The organism is Azospirillum sp. UENF 111221 (assembly GCF_058780625.1).
On sequence record NZ_JBSNCH010000003.1, the window covers coordinates 701750 to 717336 of the forward strand.

The 15587-nt window shown below is 67.7% G+C and carries 17 protein-coding genes; 7 read left to right on the plus strand and 10 right to left on the minus strand.

The window, feature by feature from the left end; genetic code table 11:
- Positions 1-17: 17 nt before the first annotated feature.
- From ACWPN3_RS11295 to ACWPN3_RS11330, 8 genes are all read right to left on the minus strand, one after another.
- The gene (locus tag ACWPN3_RS11295) at positions 18-1763 is read right to left on the minus strand and encodes a hydantoinase B/oxoprolinase family protein (protein ID WP_492242854.1); all 1746 of its coding nucleotides are present in this window, start codon (positions 1761-1763) and stop codon (positions 18-20) included.
- The gene (locus ACWPN3_RS11300; RefSeq protein WP_492242855.1) at positions 1760-2662 is read right to left on the minus strand and encodes an isocitrate lyase/PEP mutase family protein; all 903 of its coding nucleotides are present in this window, start codon (positions 2660-2662) and stop codon (positions 1760-1762) included. Before ACWPN3_RS11300 ends, ACWPN3_RS11295 begins: the two co-directional genes overlap by 4 nt.
- Before the next feature lie 94 nt (positions 2663-2756).
- Positions 2757-3470 (minus strand): ABC transporter ATP-binding protein, encoded by a 714-nt coding sequence (locus ACWPN3_RS11305; protein ID WP_492242856.1) that lies wholly within the window; start codon positions 3468-3470, stop codon positions 2757-2759.
- On the minus strand, positions 3463-4209 hold the full coding sequence (locus ACWPN3_RS11310; protein ID WP_109096677.1) for an ABC transporter ATP-binding protein: 747 nt from the start codon (positions 4207-4209) through the stop codon (positions 3463-3465). Before ACWPN3_RS11310 ends, ACWPN3_RS11305 begins: the two co-directional genes overlap by 8 nt.
- Positions 4196-5194: a branched-chain amino acid ABC transporter permease gene (locus ACWPN3_RS11315; protein WP_492242857.1), complete on the minus strand. Its 999-nt coding sequence runs from the start codon at positions 5192-5194 to the stop codon at positions 4196-4198. The genes ACWPN3_RS11310 and ACWPN3_RS11315 overlap by 14 nt, the downstream gene beginning before the upstream one ends.
- The gene (locus tag ACWPN3_RS11320) at positions 5191-6063 is read right to left on the minus strand and encodes a branched-chain amino acid ABC transporter permease (protein ID WP_109096679.1); all 873 of its coding nucleotides are present in this window, start codon (positions 6061-6063) and stop codon (positions 5191-5193) included. Before ACWPN3_RS11320 ends, ACWPN3_RS11315 begins: the two co-directional genes overlap by 4 nt.
- A 105-nt stretch (positions 6064-6168) precedes the next feature.
- Complete coding sequence (locus ACWPN3_RS11325; RefSeq protein ID WP_492242858.1) at positions 6169-7413, minus strand: ABC transporter substrate-binding protein; 1245 nt, start codon at positions 7411-7413, stop codon at positions 6169-6171.
- Between the two features lie 5 nt (positions 7414-7418).
- Complete coding sequence (locus ACWPN3_RS11330; RefSeq protein ID WP_492242859.1) at positions 7419-8273, minus strand: GntR family transcriptional regulator; 855 nt, start codon at positions 8271-8273, stop codon at positions 7419-7421.
- Positions 8274-8818: 545 nt separating this feature from the next.
- Between ACWPN3_RS11330 and ACWPN3_RS11335 the strand changes: the two genes are divergently transcribed.
- Complete coding sequence (locus ACWPN3_RS11335) at positions 8819-9127, plus strand: putative quinol monooxygenase (RefSeq protein WP_492242860.1); 309 nt, start codon at positions 8819-8821, stop codon at positions 9125-9127.
- Between the two features lie 29 nt (positions 9128-9156).
- Here the strand turns inward: ACWPN3_RS11335 and ACWPN3_RS11340 are convergent, their stop codons facing one another.
- Positions 9157-9753, minus strand: coding sequence for a TetR/AcrR family transcriptional regulator (locus ACWPN3_RS11340; protein WP_109096683.1), 597 nt, complete (start codon positions 9751-9753; stop codon positions 9157-9159).
- 154 nt (positions 9754-9907) lie between these two features.
- Between ACWPN3_RS11340 and ACWPN3_RS11345 the strand changes: the two genes are divergently transcribed.
- Entirely contained in the window at positions 9908-11107 is a 1200-nt protein-coding gene (locus ACWPN3_RS11345) for an acetyl-CoA C-acyltransferase (RefSeq protein WP_492242861.1), read from the plus strand.
- A 22-nt stretch (positions 11108-11129) separates the two neighbouring features.
- On the opposite strand, the gene ACWPN3_RS11350 is transcribed toward ACWPN3_RS11345, so the two are convergent.
- Entirely contained in the window at positions 11130-12026 is an 897-nt protein-coding gene (locus ACWPN3_RS11350; RefSeq protein ID WP_492261383.1) for a LysR family transcriptional regulator, read from the minus strand.
- Positions 12027-12139: 113 nt separating this feature from the next.
- Here ACWPN3_RS11350 and ACWPN3_RS11355 point away from each other — a divergent pair, with 113 nt between their 5' ends.
- The 5 genes from ACWPN3_RS11355 (at position 12140) to ACWPN3_RS11375 (ending at position 15583) form a co-directional block, all read left to right on the plus strand.
- A complete protein-coding gene (locus ACWPN3_RS11355; RefSeq protein ID WP_492242863.1) occupies positions 12140-12856 on the plus strand; it encodes an SDR family oxidoreductase in 717 nt (238 codons plus the stop codon).
- 167 nt (positions 12857-13023) lie between these two features.
- Positions 13024-13419, plus strand: a complete 396-nt coding sequence (locus ACWPN3_RS11360; protein WP_109049118.1) for a (R)-mandelonitrile lyase — start codon at positions 13024-13026, stop codon at positions 13417-13419.
- 48 nt (positions 13420-13467) lie between these two features.
- On the plus strand, positions 13468-14517 hold the full coding sequence (locus ACWPN3_RS11365) for an NAD(P)-dependent alcohol dehydrogenase (RefSeq protein ID WP_492242864.1): 1050 nt from the start codon (positions 13468-13470) through the stop codon (positions 14515-14517).
- A gap of 173 nt (positions 14518-14690) precedes the next feature.
- A complete protein-coding gene (locus tag ACWPN3_RS11370; protein WP_492261384.1) occupies positions 14691-15194 on the plus strand; it encodes a LysR family transcriptional regulator in 504 nt (167 codons plus the stop codon).
- On the plus strand, positions 15191-15583 hold the full coding sequence (locus ACWPN3_RS11375; protein WP_492261385.1) for a LysR substrate-binding domain-containing protein: 393 nt from the start codon (positions 15191-15193) through the stop codon (positions 15581-15583). The genes ACWPN3_RS11370 and ACWPN3_RS11375 overlap by 4 nt, the downstream gene beginning before the upstream one ends.
- The last annotated feature ends 4 nt before the right edge of the window (positions 15584-15587 follow it).

Genomic DNA, 15587 nt, shown 5'->3' on the forward strand with positions numbered 1-15587 from the left:
CTTGGATCCCGGAATCGTCAGGCGACGGAGGATTCGCGCAAGGTCGCGGTGGCGGCGATGTCGAGCGCGCCGTCGTCGGTCAGCGCCACGCCATAGGCGCTGTGCGCCGCGTCACGGCCGAGATAGCCGAGCCGCACGTCGCGGGCGACAGCCTCGGCATCGCGCCGCTTCGGGTCGCCCCAGCCGCCGCCGCCCGGCGTCTCCAGCCGCACGCGCTGACCGTCGCGGATCTTCACGTCGGTGACCTTGGAGGCGAGCGGCGGCGACTTCTCGCCCTCGTCGCTCTGCCAGCTGAAACGGTTCAGCGCCGCAGGAGTGCCGCCCGCCACGCCGAAGGGCGAGAAGACGCCGCGCTCGCCCAGCAGGAAGACATCGGCGTCGGTCAGCGCCTCGATCTCATAGACCGCACCCAGCCCGCCGCGATGCAGGCCGGCACCGGCGGAGTCCGGCCGCAGAGCCCATTGGGTGAACATCACCGGATAGGCGGCCTCCAGGATTTCCACCGGCGGGATGGTGGCGGTGGAGATCGGGTTGTTGGCGTGGTTCAGCCCGTCCGTCTCCGGATTGCCGCCCAGGCCCCCGCCGAAGAAGGAGAACATGACCCAGCGCGAGCCGTCCTTGCGGTGGCCGGCCAGCGACAGCGCGTTGATGGTGCCGAAGGGGGCGGCGGTGGCGCGGGTCGGATCGGCGAGCGCCAGCGCACCGAACACCACGCCGATCACGCGCAGGATCGTCTCGGTATAGCCGCCGACCGGCTTGGGCGGCTTGACCGCCAGCAGGGTGCTTTCCGGGATGACGAAGGTGATCGGGTTGAGGCAGCCGGCATTGGCGGGCACGTCGGTGAAGACATGCTTCAGCGCGACATAGCAGCAGGCCACCGCGGTGGAATAGGCGATGTTCAGCGGCCCGGCGCAGGGAGCCGATGAGCGCGAGAAATCCAGCGTCATCCGCTCGCCGTCGATGGTCAGGTCCAACGCGATGAGCAGCCGGTCCGCCGTGATGCCGTCATTGTCGAGATAATCCTCGAAGCTGTAGGTGCCGTCCGGCAGCTTCGACACGGCGCTGCGCATCAGCGCGTCGGCCCGCGCGGTGAAGGCATCGAAGGCGGCGGAGACCGTCTCCTCGCCATGCTCGTCCAGCAGTTCGGTCAGGCGGCGCACCCCCAGGTCCAGCGCGTTAAGCTGCCCGTTCAAATCGCCGTAGTTCGACACCGGCACACGGGAATTGGCGGCGAGGATCGCCAGCAAATCGTGGTTCATCACGCCCGCCTTGACCAACTTCACCGGCGGGAAGCGCACGCCCTCCTGGAAGCTGTCGGTGGCGCGGGCGTTGAAATTGCCCGGCACGTTGCCACCGATGTCGAGCCAGTGGCCGACCGACGCCATCCAGCAGAACAGCCGCCCCTGACGGAAGATCGGCCGCACCAGACGGAAATCGTTCAGGTGGGTGCCGCCGTCATAGGGGTCGTTGAACAGGAAGATGTCTTCCGCATGAAGGTCGCCCTCCTTCGCCACCTTGTCGATCACCGCCTTGACCGCGAAGGCCATGGCGCCGACGAAGATCGGCAGGCCGTTGGTGCCCTGCACCAGCGTTGCCCCGGTCTCGGCATGGTAGAGGCCGTGGCAGGCGTCGCGCGCCTCGGCGATGATCGGGTTGAAGGCGGAGCGGTAGAGCGTCGCGTCCATCTCGTCGGCGATCTGCTCCAGCCGGCCCTTCAGGACGGCCAGCGTGACGGGGTCGATGGCGGTGGTTCTGGTGGTCATGCTGCGTCCTCCCGCTTGGCGGGGCCAAAGTCCTTATAAGTCTCGCCGAGCGCCAACATCTCCGGCGTGCCGATCAGGTCGTTCAACGCGTTGAAGTCGAACATGCGGTCGCGGAAGGGCTGGGTGGTGCCGTGCTGCGCCAGCGAGCCGTAATAGTCCTGCGCTTGCCGAGCGAGCGCTCGCACGATTCCGCCGGGGAAGATCACCAGCCGGTAACCCAGCTCGCCCAGCTCGGCGGCGGAACTGATCGGCGTCTGCCCACCCTCGACCATGTTGGCGAGCAGCGGGCGGATGCCGCCCAGGTCGGTGGCGATGGCGGACAGCTGCTCGCGGCTTTTCGGTGCCTCGACGAACAGCACGTCGGCCCCTGCCTCGACATAGAGGCGGGCGCGGTCAAGGGCTGCCGAAACGCCTTCCACCGCCACCGCATCGGTACGGGCGACGATCAGCGTGCCGTCGCTAGCGCGGGCATCGACCGCCGCCTTGATCTTGCCGGCCATCTCACCGGCCGGGATCACCGCCTTGTCGGTCAGGTGGCCGCAGCGCTTGGGAAAGCTCTGGTCCTCCAGCTGCAAGGCGGTGGCGCCGGCCCGCTCGAACATGCGCACGGTGCGCTGCACGTTCAGTGCATTGCCATAGCCGGTGTCGGCATCGACGATCAGCGGCGTCGGCACGCGGTCGCGCACCAGGGCGATGGTGTCGGCCACCTCGCTGACCGAGACCAGCCCGATGTCGGGCCGGCCCAGCCGGGTGTAGGCGATGGCGGCGCCCGACAGGTACAGCGCCTCGAACCCGGCGGCGGTGGCCACCGAAGCGGTGAAGGCGTCATAGACGCCGGGCGCCAGGACGACGTGGTCCTGAGCCAGTCGGTCCCGGAAACTCATGCTGGGGACGGTCATGTCAAGCGCTCCCCCGGTGTCGGTCCACAAAGCGGTCGCGGCGGCACCGGGTCAGGGTTGGGAAATGTCGGGAGAGGGCCGGAGCGCGCATCGCTCACAACCCGAGATAGGTGCGTTTCAGTTCGGGGTCGCGCGCCATCTCGTCGGACGGTCCCGACAGCGCGAACACGCCGTTCTCGAGGATGTAGGCCCGGCGGGCGACCTCCAGCGACTGGACGACGTTCTGCTCCACCAGCAGGATCGCCAGCCCGTCCTCATTAAGCTTGCGGATCAGCCCGAACATCTCCTCCACCACCAGCGGCGAGAGGCCGAGCGACGGCTCGTCGAGGATCAGCAGCAGCGGTTCCGCCATCATGCCGCGGCCGATGGCCAGCATCTGCTGTTCGCCGCCGGAGAGCGTGCCGGCGAACTGGCCCTCGCGCTCCTTCAGACGGGGAAAGGTCGCGAAGATGCGCTCCAGGTTCCGTGCCCGGTTCGGCTTGCCGCGCCGGTAGCTGCCGAGTTCCAGATTCTCGCGGATCGACAGGTTGGGGAAAATCTTGCGGCCCTCCGGCACCTGGATCAGCCCCTCCTCGACGATGCGGGCGGCGGATTTGCCGTCGATGCGGGTGCCGCCGAAGCGGATCTCACCGGTCCAGGCCGGCAGTACGCCCGACATCACCTTGTTCAGCGTCGTCTTGCCGACGCCGTTGGAGCCCAGCACCGTGACGATCTCGCCGGCATGGACGGCCATGTCGATGCCGCGCAGCACCTCGGTGGCGCCATAGCCGGTCTTCAGCCCGCGGATTTCCAAAAGCTGTTCAGCCATGTACCGCCCCCTCCGCCTTCAGCCGGGCGGCGGCGCCGTGGCCGAGATAGGCCTCGATCACGCGGGTATCGGCGCAGACGACGGCGGGAGGCCCCTCGGCAATCATGCGGCCCTGGGCCAGCACATAGACGCGCTCGCACAGGTTCATCACCGCCTGCATGACGTGTTCGATCATCAGGATCGTCACCCCTTCGTCGCGGATGCCCCGGATCACCGGGATGATGTCGCGGATCTCCGACGGGTTGAGCCCGGCCAGCACCTCGTCCAGCAGCAGCAGCTTCGGTTCGGTGGCGAGCGCGCGGGCCAGTTCGAGCCGCTTGCGCCCAGCCACCGTCAGTCCGCCCGCCGGCCGGTCCAGCTCGCTCCCCAGCCCGACGCGGCGCGCCACGTCGCGCGCCTTGGCGGTGGCGTCGGCGCGCTTGGCATGGCGCAGATAGGCGCCGACCGCGATGTTCTCGCACACCGTCAGCCCGGCGAAGGGCTGGACGATCTGGAAGGTGCGGCCGATGCCGCGTTCCGCCCGGCGGTGCGGTTCCTCTGCGGTGATGTCGGTGCCCTCGAAGCGGATGCGCCCGTCGGTGGGGGCGACGAAGCCGGAGATCATCGAGAACAGCGTGGTCTTGCCGGCGCCGTTCGGGCCGATCAACCCGACGATGCCGCCGGGTTGCAGCGCCAGCGTCGCGCCGTCCACCGCCATCAGCCCGCCGAACCGCTTGGAAACGCCGTCAACGGCCAGCATGGGAAACCTCCTTGGGTCCGCGCGTGACCATCCCGCGGCCGCGGTCGCGCAGCCGTTCCAGCAGGCCGAGGATGCCGCCGCGGGCAAAGGCGACGGCCAGCACCAGCACGCCGCCGAAGACGATCAGGTCGATGCCGGGGATGCGGCCGGCGAACTGCTTGGCGACCTCGCCCAGCCCGTGCAGGGTCAGCGCCCCGACCACCGGGCCAAAGACGGTGCCGACGCCGCCGATGATCGGGGCCAGCAGAAGCTCAACCGAAATCCAGCTGCCATAGGCGATGTTGGCGTCAATGTAGAGGAAGTACTGGGCATAAAGGCAGCCGGACAGCGCCGTCACCCCGCCCGACAGGGCGATGGCACGCAGCTTCACCGTCAGTGCATTGACGCCCAACGCCTTGGCGGCGTCCTCGTTCTCCCGCACCGCCACCAGCTGCGCCCCGAAGCGGGAGCGCTGGATCCAGCGCGTCAGCAGCAGAACCGAGACGACGAAGGCCAGCACCAGCCAGTAGAAGACGGCGCGGTCGTCGAATTGCAGGTTGGCGGCGCGGACATCCAGCTTGATCAGCAAGCCCGCCGCACCGCCGGTGAACGACGCGGCGTTGGCGAGGATGCGGAACACCTCGGCGAAGGCCAGCGTCACCAGCGCGAAGTAGGAGCCGCGCAGTCCCGACCGGAAGCTGAGGAAGCCGATGACCCAGCCGACCGCCGCACCGGCCGCCACCGCCAGCATCAGACCAGCCCAGGCGTTGACGCCGTAGCGCAGTTGCAGGATCGCCGTCACATAGGCGCCGGTGCCGAAGAAGGCGGCATGGCCGAAGCTGAACTGGCCGCCGAAGCCGCCCAGGATGTTCCAGCCCTGCGCGCCCAGCGCCACGATCAGCATGAAGACCAGGAAATTCAGCACCGGGCTGGAGGTCACCACCAGCGGCAGCAGCGCCGCCAGGACGGTGAGGACGGCGATCGGGATCAGGTCGCGCGCGGTCATGCCTTGGCTCCGAACAGTCCGGTCGGCCGCACCAGCAGCACGGCGATGAAGATCAGGAAGATGCCGATCTGGCCCAGGCTGTCGCCCAGGAACAGGCCGCACAGGCTCTCCACCACCCCGATGAACAGCCCGCCCAGCAGCGCGCCGGGCAGCGAGCCCATGCCGCCCAGCACCACCACGGTGAAGGCGACCAGCACGAAGGCGCCGCCGATGCGCGGGTTGACGTAGAAGGTTGGCATCAGCAGCCCCGCCGCGACGGCAAGACAGGCGCAGCCCAGGCCGAAGGTGACGGCATAGACATGCGGCACGTCGATGCCGACCAGATTGGCGCCGAGCTTTTCCTTGGCGACCGCGCGGATCGCCTTGCCGGTGTCGGTGCGGTTCAGCACCAGCCACAACAGGCCGGTCACCACCACGGCGACGCCCAGCCCGATCAGCCGCGGGTAGCTGAGCAGCAGCGGCCCCAAGGCCACGACCTGGAAGGAATAATCGGTGTCGAGTGTGCGGGTGTCGGACTGGAACACGGCCAGCAGCACATTCTCCAACACGATGGACAGGCCGAGCGTGACCAGCAGGATGTTGCCGTCGTCGCCATGGCTGGCCGGCCCGATGACGAAGCGCTGCAGGCCGTAGCCGAGCACGAACATCAGCGGCACCAGCGGCAGGATGGCGAGATAGGGGTCCATGCCCAACCATGCCCAGGCGACCCAGACCGCGAACATCGCGCAGGTCAGGAGCGCGCCGTGGGCGAAGTTGATGATGTGGAGCACGCCGTAGATCAGCGTCAGGCCAAGTGCAATCAGGGCATAGACCGCACCGGTCATCAGACCGTTCAGCGCCGCTTCCAGAATGATCTGAGGTGAATACATGGCAGCCCGCGCATGAGGGGAACGGTCCCTTCATCCGTCCGCGAAGCCGGCTCTCGGCGACCCGGACGGATGGGGGAATGCGGAGGTGCGACGGCGAAAAACGGATCAGGCCGCCGGGAAGTTGGCCTTCGCCTCGGCGAATGCGTCGGGGAAGATCACCTTGATGTCCTCACCCTGGATCTGGGTGTTGATCGGGCTGGCGCCCTCGTTCTGGCCGTTGACGAACTTGGTCGGGCCATAGGGCATGATGTGGCCGGCGAAGGTGGAGGCGTTCAGCGCCTCGATGATCTTCTTACGGTCGGTAGAGGCCGCGCGCTCGATGGCGTCGGCCAGCAGCAGGACGTTCGAATAGTTCAGCGAGACATTGTAGGCGAAGGACTTGCCCTGCCCTTCCACCGCCTTGCGGAGCGCCAGCGCCTTCGGGTTCTTCGGATCGTGCCAGTGGTTGCAGTCGATGACGTTCTGGGCCGCCTGGGGGAATTCCTTGACGAAGCGGCCATTCGACGCCGCACCGCCCAGGATCGCATAGATGCCCTTCGGCTTGATGCGCTGCTGCTGCATGGTGCGGGCGAGCAGCACGAACTCGCCATAATAATTGGACGGGATCACCAGATCGGGGTTCAGCGAACGGATGCGGAGCGCCACGTTGGACATGTCGCGCGCCGGCGTCGGATGGGCGATGGTTTCCAGAATCTCGAAGCCGCGCTTGGGCAGTTCGGTTTGCAGAAGCTTGGCGAGGCCGGAGCCGAACAGCCCGTCCTCATGCACCAGCACCACGGTCTTTGCCGGCTTGCCCGCCTTGTCGTTGATGGCGGTCAAATTGTCGAGCGCCACCTGCGTGACCTTGCCGAAGCCGGGGCTGAAGCGGAAGGTGTTGGTCAGGCCGCGCGCCATGATCTGGTCCGACACGCCGACATCGACCAGGTAAGGCAGGTCGTAGCGCGCCGCCGCCTGCGACGCGGCGAGGCAGATCGGGCTGGCGAAGCCACCGACGATGGCGGACACGCCTTCGGCCTGCATCCGCTCAACCTCCTGCGTGCCGGCTTCGGGGGTCGAGCGAGCGTCGCCGAACAGCATGTCCAGCTTGGCGCCACCCAGCGACTTGATGCCGCCGGCCGCGTTGATCTCGTTGATCGCCATCTCCGCACCGGCCCGGCCGAGGTCGCCGTCATGGGCCAGCGCGCCGGTCACTGGCTGAAGGATGCCGATCTTCACCACCGGAGTTTGTGCCCGCAGGACCGAGGGGGCGGCAAACGGCAGCGCGGTGACGGCGGCCGCCGCCGCACCGGCCTTCAGAACCGTGCGGCGGGAAATGCCGATGAGGGTGGAGTCCTGAACCGAACGTCCCATAACGCTCAACTCCTCTGTTTGATGACCCGCGGGGTGCGGGTGGGCTTTTCGCCCGCTTTGCTTTTCTCTGATTTGCTTTTGTCCGTGGTGCGCGGCCAGCCGAGCGCGGGGCTCCACCGCCTCTCGCCGTCGTTGCCGGTGCGCACCAGATCCATGTGGAAGCTGTAGCGGTCAGGGCGGTAGAGCGCGTGGAGATGTTCCACGCCGCGGCCCGACGGCTCGTAGACGATGCGGGTCAGGGTCAGCAGCGGCGAGCCGATCTCCAGATCGAGCGCCGCCGCCGCCTCCGGTCCGGCCAGCGTGGCGTTGATCGCCTGGGTGGCGCGCTCCGTCGTCACGCCCGACCGTTCGATCAGTTCCAGCAGCGGGCGCGCCGCCAGTTCCGCCTCCGAATAGGTCAGGCCGATCCATTCCGGCACATGGGTGGTCAGGTAGGAGAAGGGTTCTCCGTCGATCAGGCGCACGCGCACCGACCGCTGCGCCCGCTCGCCGGGCTTCAGGCCCAGGCTTTCAGCAATCGATTCAGGCGGCACGCCATAGCCAAAGGACAGCAGCCTCACGTCGGTGCTGCGGCCCATGTCGATCAGGTGCGACAGCACATTCGACAGATCGGCGACGATCGGCCGGACGGCGCGCGTGTCGTGGACGAAAGTGCCGGAGCCGGCCTTGCGCTGCACCAGCCCTTCCTTGTCCAGAAGGTCAAGCGCCCGGCGCACGGTGACGCGCGACACGGCGTGTTCGGCGGCCAGAGCTGGTTCGCCCGGCAGGCGTGCGCCCGGCGGCAGCTCGCCGGCGACGATGCGGTCGCGCAGTAGCAAATAGATCCTGCGGGCCTTCAGGGGTTCGACCGCCGACTTCACAGCACTCCGCCTCCCCTTCCGTCGGAAACCGTAGCTGTCTATTCACCAGACAGGAACCTGTATGATGGATAATACAGCTTTGGTCAACAGCGTTGTTGGCGCCGCGAACCATCACCGCTTGGCCCCAAGCAAAACTTCCTGGGCCCGGTCAGAGGATTCGACAGGAGCATCGCTGCCGTGGCGGTGTCGTCAGCGGCGACTGCGCGACGGCGGCCCCTGCCGCGGCGAGGATCGAAACAGCAGTGGAAAGGAGGCAGAGCAGGAGAATGACGGCATGATGCCCCGTTAGGCGGCGGTCAGCCGGCGTTGGCGCGCTGCGTTCGGCAAAACCCATAGACAAGCGGCTTGGGATCGATGGGATTTGCTTCTGTCTGAAATCGCAACTCCGCATTTCCGATTTCGATTTTCCCGGTCTATCCCTTGGTCACAGGCCGAGGGGCCGGGTTGCCAGCCGCCGTCCCGCGGGCGAGGATCGGTCGGTCTCCGGTTTTGCAAAGTCCAAGCTTGAACTCCGAGTCCCAACCATTCATCAGGGAAAGACCACCATGACCATTCCGCCGAGCGAACAGGTGCAACTCGTCGCCTATCTGGTCGCCAAGCCCGGCCAGGAGCAGGCGCTGGCCGACGCCATCACCGCCATCGTTCCGGACGTGCTGAAGGAGCCGGGCTGCCTCGCCTACTCCGCCCATGTCAGCCGCGAAAAGCCCGGTACCGTCGTGATGTACGAGATCTGGCAGGATCAGGCGGCACTCGACACCCATGCGAAGGCTGCGGCCTTCACCGGCCTTGCCGCGCAGTTCGATACGCTGCTGGGCGAACCGCTGCGGATCGACCTGCTGCGCCGCATCGCCTGACCGGCATAGCCTGATCGACGCAACGGCGCTCAGGCATCGCCGGCTTCCTGTTTGCCGGGAGGCCGGCCGAGGCTCGTGCGCGCCGCCTCCAGGATCTCTTCCGACAAGGCGGGATCGTCGACGGCACGCGCAAGGATCAGGGCGCCGACCATCTCCGAAAGGGTGGTCAGCGCCGCCTTCCGCTTCGCCTCCGCCGAGCGGCCCGGAACGAGGCGGCTCAAGCCGTCGAGGAAGGGCCGCAGTCCGCGGGTGAAGGCACTGCGCGCCACCCCGCCCTGACGGGCCACATCGATGCCGAGTGCCGCAATGGGGCAACCGGCGGCACTGCGGTCGCGGTGGCGCGGAGACAAATAGCTGTCCAGCAGCGCCGCCAGAGCCTCGTCCCCCTTCGTCTCCGCCGACACGCGCCAGCGCTCCGCCGCAACCTCCATCGCATGGGCGCAGGCCTCCGCCGCCAGATCCTCCTTCGAGGCGAACTGGCCGTAGAAGCCGCCATGGGTCAGGCCGGCCTCCTTCATCAGGTCCGCGACGCCGATCCCATTGAACCCGCGCTCGCGGAACAGCGCGCTCGCCACCTCGACGACGCGGCGCCGGTTCTCCGCCGCCTGCTCCTTGCTCACCCGCATGTTCCACCTTCCCTGACCCGACCCTGAGAAGCGTCCCCGCGAAGCGATGGGAGGCCCGTTGACAAATTATATGACGATCATCATCATTTATGCAAACATGATGGCCATAATTTAAATCTCGCCCCAGCCGGGCCACCGATCCGGAGACCGCAACATGCACACCGCTTCACCCAAGGATCCCGTCGTCATCGTGTCCGCCGTCCGCACCCCGGTGGGCCGCTTCCAGGGTGAGTTGGCAGCGCTGCCGGCCCCGGCTCTCGGCGCCCGCGCCATTGCCGCGGCGGTGGAGCGTGCCGGCTTGCCGCCAGCCAGCATCGACGAGCTGCTGTTCGGCTGCGTTCTTCCCGCCGGGCAAGGGCAGGCGCCGGCCCGGCAGGCCGCCCGCGGTGCCGGGCTGCCCGATGCGACCGGAGCGACCACGATCAACAAGGTCTGCGGCTCGGGCATGAAGGCGACCATGCTGGCCCATGACCTGATCCGCGCCGGGTCGGCCGACATCGTCGTTGCCGGCGGCATGGAGTCGATGACCAATGCTCCCTACCTGCTGGCGAAGGCCCGCGGCGGATACCGCATCGGCCATGACCGGCTGCTGGACCACATGATGCTGGACGGGCTGGAGGATGCTTATGAGGGTGGCCGCGCCATGGGCGATTTCGGCGAAGCGACGGCCGAGGCCTACGGCTTCACCCGCGCCGAACAGGACGCCTACGCCGCCCGGACGCTGACCCGCGCCCGTGCGGCGGTCGAAAGCGGCGCCTTCGCGGCGGAGATCGTGCCGGTCACGGTTCCTGCCAAGGGTGGCGAGCGGGTGGTCGCGCAGGACGAGAACCCGCTGAAGGTTTCCCCCGACAGGATCCCTGCGCTGAAGCCCGCCTTCCGCCGCGACGGGACGATCACGGCTGCCAGCTCGTCGGCCAATGCGGACGGCGCTGCGGCGCTGGTGCTGACGCGGCGTTCGGTGGCCGAGGCCGCCGGCCTGCCGATCCTGGCGGAGATCCGCGGCCACGCCACCCACAGCCAGGATCCGGCCTGGTTCACCACCGCTCCGATCCCGGCAATCCGCAAACTGCTGGACAAGGTCGGCTGGTCGGTGGGCGAGGTCGATCTGTTCGAGATCAACGAGGCCTTTGCCGTCGTCGCCATGGCGGCGCAGCGCGACCTGGGGATCGATCCCGAGCGGTTGAACGTCAATGGCGGGGCCTGCGCGCTCGGCCACCCCATCGGCGCAACCGGGGCGCGGCTGATCGTGACGCTGCTGCACGCGCTGGCGGCGCGCGGACTGACGCGGGGCGTGGCCTCCCTGTGCATCGGCGGCGGAGAGGCCACCGCCATCGCCATCGAGCGGGTCGGCTGAGACACCGGAAGCGGCGTTCCTATCACCTTGCCTCCTCCCGGTTCAGCCGGCGCGCCATGGCGTCGAGGAACAGGCGCACGCGCGTCGGCAGCTGCCGTTGCGAGGGGAACAGCGCACAGACCGGTGCGGAGTCGCCATGCCAGTCCGGCAGCACCCGCACCAGTCTGCCGGCGGCAAGGTCGTCCTGAACGTCGATCTGTGACTTCCACATGAGGCCGCAGCCGGCAAGCGCCCAATCCTGGGCGACGTCGCCATTGTTGCAGCGCAGGCGGGATGCGGTGTCCAGTTCGACCACCGCACCGCCGGATCCCAGCAGGCGCCAGCGCCCGCCGGTGCCGCGATACTGGATGCACTCGTGGCTCTCCAAATCCTCTGGCGAGGCGGGCCAGCCTCGACGCTCCAGATAGGCCGGCGCACCGACCAGGATCCGGTGGTTGTCGGCCAGCCTGCGCATGACCAGCGCCGAATCCCTGGGCGCCCCGATCCGTACCGCCACGTCCAGCCCCTCGTCGATCAGATCGACCATGCGATCGGTCAGGCGCAGGTCGACCGAAATCCGCGGATAAGCCTCGACAAGCTCGCGGCAGACCGGGCCGACATGCATGCGGCCCAAGGCCGCCGGCGCTCCCACCCGCAGAATGCCCTGCGGCTCGACGCGGCCATGGCTGAGAGCCTCCTCGGCCTCAGCGACCTCGGCGAGGATGCGCTGGGCATGCCGGTACAGCCGTTGCCCCTCCTCCGTCAGGGCGAGGCGCCGGGTGCTGCGGGCCACCAACCGTGTGTCGGTTCGCCGCTCCAGCGATGCCAGCCGCTTGCTGACCGCACTCAGCGCCAGATTCATCTCCCGGCCGGCGGCGGACAGGCTGCCCGCGGCGACGATGCGGACGAAGGTGCGCAGCTCATCGAGGTCGCCCAGCATACCCGTCTCATTCTTTCCATTTGGTGGAGAGTATATCGATCAGGTCGAGGATACTGCGCAATTCGGAGAGGTTCTAGACTTCCTTCCAACCCACCCCCTGAAGGAAATGCACCATGTCAGACAGCTTGAAGAACACGCGCGTGCTGGTGGTCGGCGGCAGCTCCGGCATCGGTCTGGCGACTGCGACGGCAGCTGCCGAAGCAGGCGCTTCGGTCACCATCGCCTCGCGGTCGCGCGACAAGCTCGACGCCGCGGTCGCCGCAATCGGCGGCGACGCACGCGCCGTCGTGCTCGACACCCGCGACCGGGAGGCGGTTGAACGCTTCTTCGCGGAAGAGCCGGCCTGGGACCATGTCGTCGTCTCCGCGGCGCAGACGCCCGGCGGGCCGGTGCGCGGTCTTGCCGTCGCCGACGCCCGGACCGCGATGGACAGCAAATTCTGGGGCGCCTACCACGTCGCCCGTGCCGCAAAAATCAGCGAGACCGGATCGCTGACCTTCGTGTCGGGCTTTCTCAGCGTCAGGCCCTCCGCGACCTCCGTTCTGCAGGGCGCCATCAACGCAGCGCTGGAAGCGCTGGCCCGCGGGCTTGCTCTGGAACTCGCCCCTGTCCGCGTCAATGCCGTTTCGCCAGGCCTGATCGCGACACCGCTGTGGTCCGGCCTGCCAGCGGAGAAGCGGGAGGCGATGTTCTCCGGCGCCGCCCAACGCCTGCCCGCCCGCCGGGTCGGCCAAGCCAAGGATATCGCCAACGCCGTGCTGTTCCTCGCCACCACTCCCTTCGCCACTGGCTCCACCGTGCGCGTGGATGGCGGCGGCGCCATCGCCTGACCGGCCGGTGAACGGACATCGAAACCGCGACACGTCACGGGTATTGATGAGGTTCATTCATAAGTCCATGCATCTTTGGGGGACTAATCGCAGACAGTCCCATGGATTAGCTTCTCTGGCACCCCCACCGCCGCACCGCGGCGGGCAACGACCGGAGGATCGAGGCCATGGACATCACACGCGTCGGCTCGCAGCCATCCACCAGGGGACCGGCGGACTGGTTCACGGGTACGGTCCGCATCGACCCGCTGTTCCAGCCGCATCCGCCGGCCCGCACGACCGCCGCCAGCGTCACCTTCGAGCCCGGTGCCCGCACGGCATGGCATACCCATCCGCTGGGGCAGACGCTGATCGTCACCGCCGGCTGCGGCCGAGTCCAGCGCGAGGGCGGCCCCATCGAGGAGATTCGCCCCGGTGACGTGGTGTGGTTCGCGCCGGGCGAACGGCACTGGCACGGCGCCTCGCCCACCATGGCGATGACGCACATCGCCATCCAGGAACAGCTGGACGGCAAGGCGGTCGACTGGATGGACAAGGTGACGGACGAGCAATACGGCGCCTGACGCCGACCGTCCCGGATAAGAAGCCGAGAGAAGCGAGGAGTTTTCCCCATGACTGTGAAAGCCTATGGCGCCCATGCCGCCGACAGGCCGCTGGAGCCGATGGACATCGCCCGCCGGGCTCCCGGTCCGCATGACGTGCAGATCGAGATCGCCTATTGCGGTGTCTGCCATTCGGACCTGCATCAGGTGCGGGCGGAATGGGCCGGCACGCTGTGGCCATGCGTTCCCGGACACGAGATCGTCGGCCGGGTTTCCGCCGTCGGCGGCCATGTGAAAGGTTTCCGCGACGGCGATCTGGTCGGCGTCGGCTGCATGGTCGACAGCTGCCGGAATTGCGACGACTGCGAGGCCGGGCTGGAGAATTACTGCGACGGCATGGTCGGCACCTACAACGGACCGACCGACGATCCGCCCGGCCACACGCTGGGCGGCTATTCACAGCGGATCGTCGTCCACGAACGCTATGTTCTGCGCGTCAGGCACCCGGAGGAGCAGCTTGCGGCGGTGGCGCCGCTGCTTTGCGCCGGCATCACCACCTATTCCCCCCTGCGCCACTGGCAGGCGGGGCCGGGCAAGAAGGTCGGCGTCGTCGGAATCGGCGGCCTCGGCCATATGGGCATCAAGCTGGCTCACGCGATGGGCGCCCATGTGGTGGCCTTCACCACGTCCGAATCCAAGCGCGAGGATGCGAAGGCGCTGGGGGCGGACGAGGTCGTCGTTTCCCGCAACGAGGACGAGATGGCCACCCATGCCAAGAGCTTCGACCTCATCCTGAACACGGTGGCGGCTCCGCACGATCTCGATGCCTTTCTCGTGCTTCTGAAGCGCGACGGAACGATGACGCTTGTCGGTGCGCCGGCCACGCCGCATCCCTCGCCCACCGTGTTCAACCTGATCACCAAGCGGCGGTCCATCGCCGGCTCGATGATCGGCGGTATCCCAGAGACGCAGGAGATGCTGGATTTCTGTGCCGAACACGGTATCACCGCCGACATCGAACTGATCCGCGCCAGGGAGATCAACGCGGCCTATGAACGGATGCTGAAGGGCGACGTCAAATACCGCTTCGTGATCGACAGCGCCTCCCTGTCCGCCTGATCCCGGCCTTCGCCTCCCTATTTAAAATGCGAGCACCCCCGAACCGGCGCGCCCGCCAGCGTCCCGCCGGACGGGGGTTTGCTGCCCTCGATGGCGCCGGAGCGTCGAGCAAGTCATTCCTGAAATCGGCTCCGGCGCTATACTGTGCGGAGCGACATGAAGGGAAGTCATGAATGCCGCGTGAGAGCGTCGACGATCTGCTGGCCTTCATCGCGGTGGCCCGTGAACGGAGCTTCACCAGGGCGGCGGCGCAGTTCGGCCTGTCGCAGTCGGCCCTCAGCCACACCATCCGCCAGCTCGAAGCCCGGCTCGGCATCCGGCTTCTGACCCGCACGACGCGGGCGGTGTCGCTGACCGATGCCGGCGAGCGCCTGTTCAACGGAATCCGTCCGCATTTCGAGGAGATCGGCGCGCAGATCGATGCACTCAGCGAGTTGCGCGAGAAACCGGCCGGCAACATCCGCATTTCGGCTTCCGACCATGCGGTCGCCCATGTGCTCTGGCCCAAGCTGCGCGACATCCTGCCGAAATACCCCGACATTAAGGTCGAGCTGGTTCTCGACAACGCGCTGATCGACATCGTCGCCATGCGGTGCGATGCCGGAGTCAGGATGGGCGAGCTGCTTGCCAAGGACATGATCTCGGCCAGGATCAGCCCCCGGTCCGCTTCGCCGTGATCGGCACCCCCGCCTATTTCAACGGCAATCCGATCCCCGCCAGCCCGCAGGAGCTCGTTAACCACAGCTGCATCAATCTGCGCCTGCCGACCTACGGCGGCCTGTGGGCATGGGAGTTCGAGCGCGAGGGGCAGACGGTCAACATCCGCGTCGATGGGCAGGTGGCCTTCAACAACATCCACAATGTTCTGGAGGCGGCCCTGGATGGCTTCGGGCTTGCCTATGTTCCGGAGGACATCGCCACCCCCCACATCGCGCAGGGACGGTTGAGACGCGTCCTCGAAGACTGGTCGCCTTACTGGGAAAGCTATCACCTGTATTATCCGAGCCGGCGGCAGTCCTCGCCGGCCTTCATCGCGCTGGTCGAGGCGCTGCGCCATCGCGACTGACGGG

Excerpts from the sequence above, each read along its gene's own strand:
- ACWPN3_RS11295 (WP_492242854.1), bottom strand. The coding sequence starts at position 1,763 with ATGACCACCAGAACCACCGCCATCGACCCCGTCACGCTGGCCGTCCTG.
- ACWPN3_RS11300 (WP_492242855.1), bottom strand. The coding sequence starts at position 2,662 with ATGACCGTCCCCAGCATGAGTTTCCGGGACCGACTGGCTCAGGACCAC.
- ACWPN3_RS11305 (WP_492242856.1), bottom strand. The coding sequence starts at position 3,470 with ATGGCTGAACAGCTTTTGGAAATCCGCGGGCTGAAGACCGGCTATGGC.
- ACWPN3_RS11310 (WP_109096677.1), bottom strand. The coding sequence starts at position 4,209 with ATGCTGGCCGTTGACGGCGTTTCCAAGCGGTTCGGCGGGCTGATGGCG.
- ACWPN3_RS11315 (WP_492242857.1), bottom strand. The coding sequence starts at position 5,194 with ATGACCGCGCGCGACCTGATCCCGATCGCCGTCCTCACCGTCCTGGCG.
- ACWPN3_RS11320 (WP_109096679.1), bottom strand. The coding sequence starts at position 6,063 with ATGTATTCACCTCAGATCATTCTGGAAGCGGCGCTGAACGGTCTGATG.
- ACWPN3_RS11325 (WP_492242858.1), bottom strand. The coding sequence starts at position 7,413 with ATGGGACGTTCGGTTCAGGACTCCACCCTCATCGGCATTTCCCGCCGC.
- ACWPN3_RS11335 (WP_492242860.1), top strand. The coding sequence starts at position 8,819 with ATGACCATTCCGCCGAGCGAACAGGTGCAACTCGTCGCCTATCTGGTC.
- ACWPN3_RS11340 (WP_109096683.1), bottom strand. The coding sequence starts at position 9,753 with ATGCGGGTGAGCAAGGAGCAGGCGGCGGAGAACCGGCGCCGCGTCGTC.
- ACWPN3_RS11345 (WP_492242861.1), top strand. The coding sequence starts at position 9,908 with ATGCACACCGCTTCACCCAAGGATCCCGTCGTCATCGTGTCCGCCGTC.
- ACWPN3_RS11350 (WP_492261383.1), bottom strand. The coding sequence starts at position 12,026 with ATGCTGGGCGACCTCGATGAGCTGCGCACCTTCGTCCGCATCGTCGCC.
- ACWPN3_RS11355 (WP_492242863.1), top strand. The coding sequence starts at position 12,140 with ATGTCAGACAGCTTGAAGAACACGCGCGTGCTGGTGGTCGGCGGCAGC.
- ACWPN3_RS11360 (WP_109049118.1), top strand. The coding sequence starts at position 13,024 with ATGGACATCACACGCGTCGGCTCGCAGCCATCCACCAGGGGACCGGCG.
- ACWPN3_RS11365 (WP_492242864.1), top strand. The coding sequence starts at position 13,468 with ATGACTGTGAAAGCCTATGGCGCCCATGCCGCCGACAGGCCGCTGGAG.
- ACWPN3_RS11370 (WP_492261384.1), top strand. The coding sequence starts at position 14,691 with ATGCCGCGTGAGAGCGTCGACGATCTGCTGGCCTTCATCGCGGTGGCC.